Origin of the sequence: Mesorhizobium sp. M0870 (assembly GCF_040319775.1) — a bacterium.
Taxonomy (GTDB): domain Bacteria; phylum Pseudomonadota; class Alphaproteobacteria; order Rhizobiales; family Rhizobiaceae; genus Mesorhizobium.
This window is the reverse complement of record NZ_JAMYOI010000032.1, coordinates 59,128-65,751: the sequence shown is the minus strand read 5'-3', so window position 1 is coordinate 65,751 and position 6,624 is coordinate 59,128. Positions and strand designations below refer to the sequence as shown.

Here is a 6,624-nt window from a genome sequence, read left to right as displayed (position 1 = left end):
TGGGGGCATAGGGTTTGGGTCAATGCAGCTGGCATCCCCGGGGTGGCGCGGGGGCTAATTTGCCGCGGGGGGGCGAATTGGGGGTCCAAAAATTTGCGGCGGGCGGCTTGGGGCGGTCGGGCCCGCCGCCGATGAGGAAGGTCAGTGTCTTGCGATCAGGCAAAGCTGTCGCGCAGGCTGGCCGCGGTGCCGGTGAAGCGGCCACGCACCACACCGACGACCGCGCCGAGCACCAGCCAGAACACGAGGTTGGTCACGGTCACCGCCACCACGAACTGGTGATGCAGCCCTTCCGGAATCGCCGTCTCGTAACTGTCGGGCTGCGGTGCACCGACAACATGCGGTGCGACGATCAAAAAGACGGCAAGGATCGCCAGCGGCAGCGACTTGCGGAACGCGATCAGGCCGAGACCGGCAGCGGTTGCCGCCACCGTTGCCCACCACCAGATCTGCCGCTGGGTGAGATCGGCGGCCGGCATGGCAGGCAATTCCGGCGGCAGGCCGAGGCCCGGTGCCAGCGTGAACACGGCAAAGCCGGCAAGGCCCCAGAACACGCCCTGGCGCCAGCCACCGATGCCGCCGGCGAATTCGGAGACCGCGACCAGGATCAAGGCGAAGCCGATGCCGGTGACGATGTTGGCAAGCACGCTGAAGGCGAAACGCTCGAAACCGTCTGCCGGCGCCCAGCCTTCGTCTTCCGCGGGTGCGGCCGCTTCCGCCGGTGCCGGCGTGGCAGCGCTCATGGAATTTGTTGCCGGTGCGGCCGAGCTCATCGCGTTCCCGCTGGTGGCATCGGCAGGCGCCGCCGGAGCGGTAGCGTGCTCATGTTCATGGCCGCCGCCCGCCTGTTCGTAGACTTCCGCCTTCAGGATCAGCGGCACGGTGGCGTAGGCCTGCATGCAGGCGAGAACGACGCCGGCCACGAGCCCTGCGATCGCCGCGATGAACACGACGTTGCGAAACAGATTCATGATGTCAGCCCCTCGTCAGTGGCAGGGAAACGCCATCGAATGGCGATAGTCGTGAGCCGCGTTGTGGACCGCATCGATATGCGAGAAGCCGACAAAGCCCATCACGAAAATGCCGAGCAGCCCGGCGAGCGCGAGCTGCATGAAGCGCGACTGCGAGGAGACGGAGGCGCCGAGGGAGACGGAAGCGGTAGTCATGTCTTGTCCTTTCGCCCTCCACCCGAGGGCATCGAAGTCAGTTTCCTGTCGCCGGCAGGTCTCCTGGCTCGCGGATCAGCATCCTTCCCCACCTTCCCGAAGAAAAATCTTCAGTGGCATATGGAGAGGACTACCGCACACAGTTGCGGGGGCAGCCACGGCATTGGGCGAATTCGCCCTCACCGCATTCCCTCTTGGCTCCAAAATGGAACCGGCGACACCGGTGACTATAGGCAGAATCCTCGCTTCCGGCAAACCAAATTCCGCCGGTGACCATTGCGAATGCGCCATGAAGGTCAAAGTGATTTCGGCAGATAGCGCCACGTCACAAAGCCGCAGACCGCCGCCAGCAGGCCGAGCGTGACGAACACCGAGCCCAGGCCGAAGAAGGCCAGCGCCACCGAATAGACCAGCGGCGGCGTCAACTCGGAAAAGTCGAGATAGGTGCGGTAGACCGCTGCCATCTGAGATCTTTCATAGGAGCGCACCGAGCGCATGAAGGCGGTCGAGCCGAGGGCGTCGAGCGCAATGGTGAAGAAGGCACCACAGAGCAGGAAGACGCCGGTAAGCAACGGCACGGTTTCGCCGACGAAGCCCGCCGCCAGCAGCGCGGCTGACATGGCGAAATAGGCAAATGTCATGGTTCCGCGGCCACCAAAGCGCTTTCCTGCCTTGCCCCAGAAAATCGCCATAAACAACAGCGCGTTGCCGGCCGAAACCAGCAGGCCACCGGCCAGCTTGCCCTCGCCCGTGATGACCATGAACAGCGGCCCATAGACGAAGAACGTCGTCCAGAAGCAGGAGCGGCCGAAGGCAATCAGCCAGGCCAGTCTGAGCCTGGGCTGCGCGACGAAACGGCCGATATTGGCGAGCGGATTGACAGGGCGCGTCTTGCCCGGACGGATGGACTGGTTGTCGCCGAGGCGGTAGGTCCAGAACAGCGCCAGCAGGGCAAACGCGAACACCGCGACCGCACCATGCGCGGCATAGATGCCGAAGCGCGTGTAGAGGAAGATGCCGAGCGTCGGCCCACCGGTCCAGGCCAGCATCGACCACGCCATGCGCAGCGATTCGGCCTGCATGAAGTCGGTCTTGCGGATGTGGTCCATGATGTAGAGGTTGAGCGTGATCGACAGCGCGCTGGCGCCCATCACCCGGCACAGCATGCCGGCCAGTTGCCCGGCGAGCGTGTCGGTGACGAAGAACAGCGAGCCGACGGCCAGCAGGCAGGCGCCTGATGTGTAGACCCAGCGGCGGGCAAAACGGCGGATCAGCATCGGCATGAACAATGTCACCGACAGGCCGAGCATCGCCACGACTGTGTAGAGCATCGACACGATCTGCTCGTTGTGCAGTATCTCGTAGGCCTGGATCGGGATGACGCTCGACACCGTGGCGCGGGCGAAGGATTCAACCGCATAGAGCGACGCGAAGGTGCGCGCGTCCGCGGCCTTGAGAGCCGGCAGCCAGATCGGATGGCGCACATGGGTGGACATTGCTTTCCCCGAAGCAGATTCACCGGGTGAAATCTGACGTGGCGACCCCAGTGCCAATAAGAGGAAACCGACGTGCATCCGGCAAAAGCGAAGCCGGCCAAAGGCTTCCCGGCACTGGCCCAATGCCGCGGCCGATCCGGCGTTATCGGCAGGATTGCCGGTCTTCTTTTGTGCGGGGCAACCGTGATAGTCCTCCAGCGGGGGTGAATCAGAATGCGAGACCATGAGCATCCAAACGCCGACCGCACCCGTTCAGGATCGACCAAAGCGCATCGTCGCCATCGACATCGTGCGCGGCATCGCGCTGATCGCCATGGCAAGCTACCATTTCACCTGGGACCTGGAGTTCTTCGGCTACACCGATCCCGGCCTGACCGCCTTCGGCTGGTGGAAGATCTACGCGCGCGGCATCGCTTCGACCTTCCTGTTCCTGGTCGGCGTCAGCCTGTATCTCGCCCATGGCCGACAAATCCGCTGGAACGGCTTCTGGAAGCGGTTCGCCATGGTCGCCGGAGCCGCGATCGCGATATCGGTCGTCACCCGTATCGCCACGCCGGATGGATTCATCTTCTTCGGCATTTTGCACGAGATCGCGCTGGCCAGCCTGCTCGGCCTCGCCTTTCTGCGGCTGCCGGCACTGCTGACGCTTGTCGTCGCCGCGCTCGTCATTGCGGCGCCTGTCTATCTGCGCCTCGAGGCGTTCGATCACCCATGGCTGTGGTGGGTAGGCCTGTCGGCGAACAATCCACGCTCCAACGACTACGTTCCGTTGTTTCCATGGTTCGGCGCCGTGCTTGCGGGCATCGCGGTGACGAAACTCGCCGCCGGTTCAGGCGTGCTTACCCGGCTTGCCGAATTGGCGCCCGGTCGCTGGGCCAACCCGCTGGTCTTTATCGGCCGGCACAGCCTGGCGTTCTACCTGATCCACCAGCCATTGCTGATCGGCTGCGTCTGGCTGTTCTCGCAGATCATGCCGGCGCAGGTCGAAACCCCGCAGGTGAATTTCCTCAAAACCTGCCAGCTGTCCTGCGAGCAGTCGCGCGACACCGAGTTCTGTACGAGCTACTGTGTCTGCATGCTCGATACGCTCGAGGGCGAGGCGACGCTTGATCGGCTCTACAACAACGACCAGACTGCGGAATGGAAGACGCATCTGTCCGATCTCGCCGGCATGTGTACCGCCAAGACGGACAGCAAGTTGATGGAGGAAGGGGTCAAATGACCGAGAACCAGCCGAAGCCGGGGCTCATACCGTGGCCGCCGCTGATCTACACCGCCGCCATCGCCATCAGCATCGCGCTGGGCCTGCTCTATCCCCTGCCCTGGATCGGTGACCTGCTGGGCGATATTCTGTTCGCGGCCGGCTGGGTGGCGCTGTTTGCCGTCGCCGCACTCTGGTTCACCGCGATCCGCACGATGATCCGGGCCAAGACCACGCTGAACCCCAACGCTGTGCCCGATCACCTTGTCACCACGGGTCCCTTCGGCATCACCCGCAATCCGATGTATCTGGCCAACACCCTGCTGTTGATCGGCGTCGCCTTTGTCTCGGGCATCGTGTGGTTCCTGCCGCTCGCCTTCATCGCCGCCTATGCCACGCAAAAAATGGCGATCGAAGGCGAGGAAAAGATGCTGGCGGCAAAATTCGGCAAGAAATACCGCGACTACGCGAAACGCGTGCGCCGCTGGATTTGAGCTGGCGCTCCGGTTTCCATCGCGGAGAGGTTTTGACAGGTGCACACTTCGGCGATTAGCCTAAGTCTTGCGAACTTCGTCATCCTAGGGCGAAGCAGGAGCGCAGCTCCGTCGCGGAGACCCTAGGATCCATGCCGTGACCTCGGTCTAGGAGTGCAGCGGAGCAAAGTTCTGCGCCGTCGCGGTGCATTGCAGAAGGAATAGACGTTTCCGCTCATTCCGAACGCTAACGCGCGATAGAATCCAGTCCGCTCAGGTATTCACGCCAAGCTCGACCAGCCGCTCCACACAAGACTCCTCGGCCTGGTCGAGTTCAGCCAGCGTCTCCTCGAGGTCGCGGCGCTTCTGCCGGAGATCCTCGCGCTTTTCCTCGATGCGCTTGATCATCAGGTTGAGCTGGCCGACTTCGCCGGGCGGCTCCCTGTACATCTGGATGATTTCGCGGATTTCGTTGATCGAGAAACCAAGCCTCTTGCCGCGCATGATCTGACGGATGAGGTGCCGGTCGGAGGGGCGAAACAGCCGCGTGCGGCCACGCCGCACCGGCTGCACCAGCCCTTCGTCCTCGTAAAAGCGCAGCGTCCGCGTCGACACGTCGAACTCGCGGGTCAACTCGGTGATCGAATAATATTCTCGCATTGCCACTCCCGCACGCCGAAACCAAGGGGCGATCGCCATGCCGGCGTCACCCTTATGTCCCGAACCAAAACCCATGCCATGCCGGAATCGACATGGCGCCCCGCGCAAGCCTCGCACGGCATTTACGTAAAAGTCAATTAAGCCAAAAGGGGTGCCTTCAGGGCACACCGAACCACCACGTGGCAATGCCGAGAAATGCGAAGAAACCGACGACGTCGGTAACCGTGGTGACGAAGACCGCCGAAGCGACCGCCGGATCGATCTTGAAACGATCGAGCAGCAGCGGGATCAGGATGCCGGCCAGGGCGGCCACGAACATGTTGATGATCATCGCCGCCGCGATGATGCCGCCCAGATTGGGGTCACGGAACCAGGCTGCGGCAACGATGCCGATCAGGATGGCGAAGACGATGCCGTTGATGAAGCCGACACCCATCTCGCGGCGAATGATGCGGCCGGCATTGTAGATGTCGAGATCCCTGGTCGCCAACGCCCGCACGGTGACGGTCATGGTTTGCGAGCCGGCATTGCCGCCCATGCCGGCGACGATCGGCATCAGCACCGCCAGTGCCACGATGTGTTCGATCGTGCGGTCGAACAGGCTGATCACCGACGCCGCCAGGAACGCGGTCAGAAGGTTGATAAGCAACCACGGAACGCGTGAGCGCGAGGTCGAAAAGATGCTGTCGGAAAGCTCTTCGTCGCCGACGCCGCCCATGCGCATCAGATCTTCCTCGGCCTCCTGCTGGATCACGTCGACGACATCGTCGATGGTCAGAACGCCAACCAGCCGTTCGTTCTCGTCGACGACCGCGGCCGATAAAAGATCGTACTGCTCGAATTCCCGCGCCGCCTCTTCCTGGTCCATGGTGGCCGGAATGGCGTGCCGCGTCTCGTGCATCACTTCCTCGACCTTGACCGAACGCTTGGTCCTCAGGATCTGGTCGAGGTCGATGGCGCCGAGCAGCTTGAAGCTCGGATCGATGACGAAGATCTGGCTGAAGCGCTCGGGCAGGTTGTTGTCTTCGCGCATGTAGTCGATGGTCTGGCCGATCGTCCAGAACGGCGGAACCGCGACGAACTCGGTCTGCATGCGGCGGCCGGCCGTCTCTTCGGGATAATCAAGCGAGCGGCGCAGCCTGATCCGCTCGGTGAACGGCAGTTGCGACAGGATCTCGTCCTGGTCTTCCTGGTCGAGATCCTCAAGAATGTAGACGGCGTCGTCTGAATCGAGCTCCTGCACCGCCTGCGCGATCTGCGCATTGGGCAGATTGTCGACGATCTCCATACGGATCGCCTCGTCGACCTCCGTCAGCGAGGAGAAGTCGAAATCGGCGCCCAGGAGTTCGACCAGCGCGCGGCGCTGTTCGGGATGCAGCGCCTCGAGCAGGTCGCCGAGTTCCGACTGGTGCAGGTCGTCGACTTCATGCTTGAGGGTCAGCGTGTCGCGGTCGGCGATCGCCGCGCCAATCCGCGCAAGGAAGGACGAAAGCACGGCGCCGTCCTCGCCATAGATATCGGCGTGGTTGTCCTCGGCGGCCCTGGCGCCGGTCGTCCGTTCGTGCTCGCCTTCCACCAGCGCCTCCCGCCACAAGAATCCCGGAAAAGGTGCAAATCAGGTCTAGAGC

7 protein-coding genes and 1 riboswitch are annotated in these 6,624 nt (G+C 63.0%); of the genes, 2 read left to right on the top strand and 5 right to left on the bottom strand.

The genetic code is table 11. From position 1 onward, the window contains the following. Positions 1-155 precede the first annotated feature (155 nt). From NKH97_RS28200 to NKH97_RS28190, 3 genes are all read right to left on the bottom strand, one after another. Positions 156-971, bottom strand: a complete 816-nt coding sequence (locus NKH97_RS28200) for a CbtA family protein (protein WP_352799213.1) — start codon at positions 969-971, stop codon at positions 156-158. 15 nt (positions 972-986) lie between these two features. Continuing rightward, positions 987-1,166 carry a CbtB domain-containing protein gene (locus tag NKH97_RS28195; protein ID WP_027034790.1) on the bottom strand — a complete coding sequence of 60 codons (180 nt, stop codon included), beginning with the start codon at positions 1,164-1,166 and terminating at the stop codon, positions 987-989. A gap of 36 nt (positions 1,167-1,202) precedes the next feature. Continuing rightward, positions 1,203-1,397, bottom strand: a riboswitch (cobalamin riboswitch). Positions 1,398-1,462: 65 nt separating this feature from the next. Further along, positions 1,463-2,662, bottom strand: coding sequence for an MFS transporter (locus NKH97_RS28190; RefSeq protein ID WP_352799212.1), 1,200 nt, complete (start codon positions 2,660-2,662; stop codon positions 1,463-1,465). A 223-nt stretch (positions 2,663-2,885) separates the two neighbouring features. Between NKH97_RS28190 and NKH97_RS28185 the strand changes: the two genes are divergently transcribed. Beyond that, complete coding sequence (locus tag NKH97_RS28185) at positions 2,886-3,884, top strand: heparan-alpha-glucosaminide N-acetyltransferase (protein WP_352439838.1); 999 nt, start codon at positions 2,886-2,888, stop codon at positions 3,882-3,884. Beyond that, positions 3,881-4,357, top strand: coding sequence for a methyltransferase family protein (locus NKH97_RS28180; protein WP_128304413.1), 477 nt, complete (start codon positions 3,881-3,883; stop codon positions 4,355-4,357). The genes NKH97_RS28185 and NKH97_RS28180 overlap by 4 nt, the downstream gene beginning before the upstream one ends. A gap of 252 nt (positions 4,358-4,609) precedes the next feature. Here the strand turns inward: NKH97_RS28180 and NKH97_RS28175 are convergent, their stop codons facing one another. Together NKH97_RS28175 and mgtE are read right to left on the bottom strand one after the other, a co-directional pair. Beyond that, on the bottom strand, positions 4,610-4,996 hold the full coding sequence (locus tag NKH97_RS28175) for a MerR family transcriptional regulator (RefSeq protein ID WP_027034793.1): 387 nt from the start codon (positions 4,994-4,996) through the stop codon (positions 4,610-4,612). 157 nt (positions 4,997-5,153) lie between these two features. After that, the gene (mgtE, locus tag NKH97_RS28170; protein WP_023812369.1) at positions 5,154-6,572 is read right to left on the bottom strand and encodes a magnesium transporter; all 1,419 of its coding nucleotides are present in this window, start codon (positions 6,570-6,572) and stop codon (positions 5,154-5,156) included. Positions 6,573-6,624 lie beyond the last annotated feature (52 nt).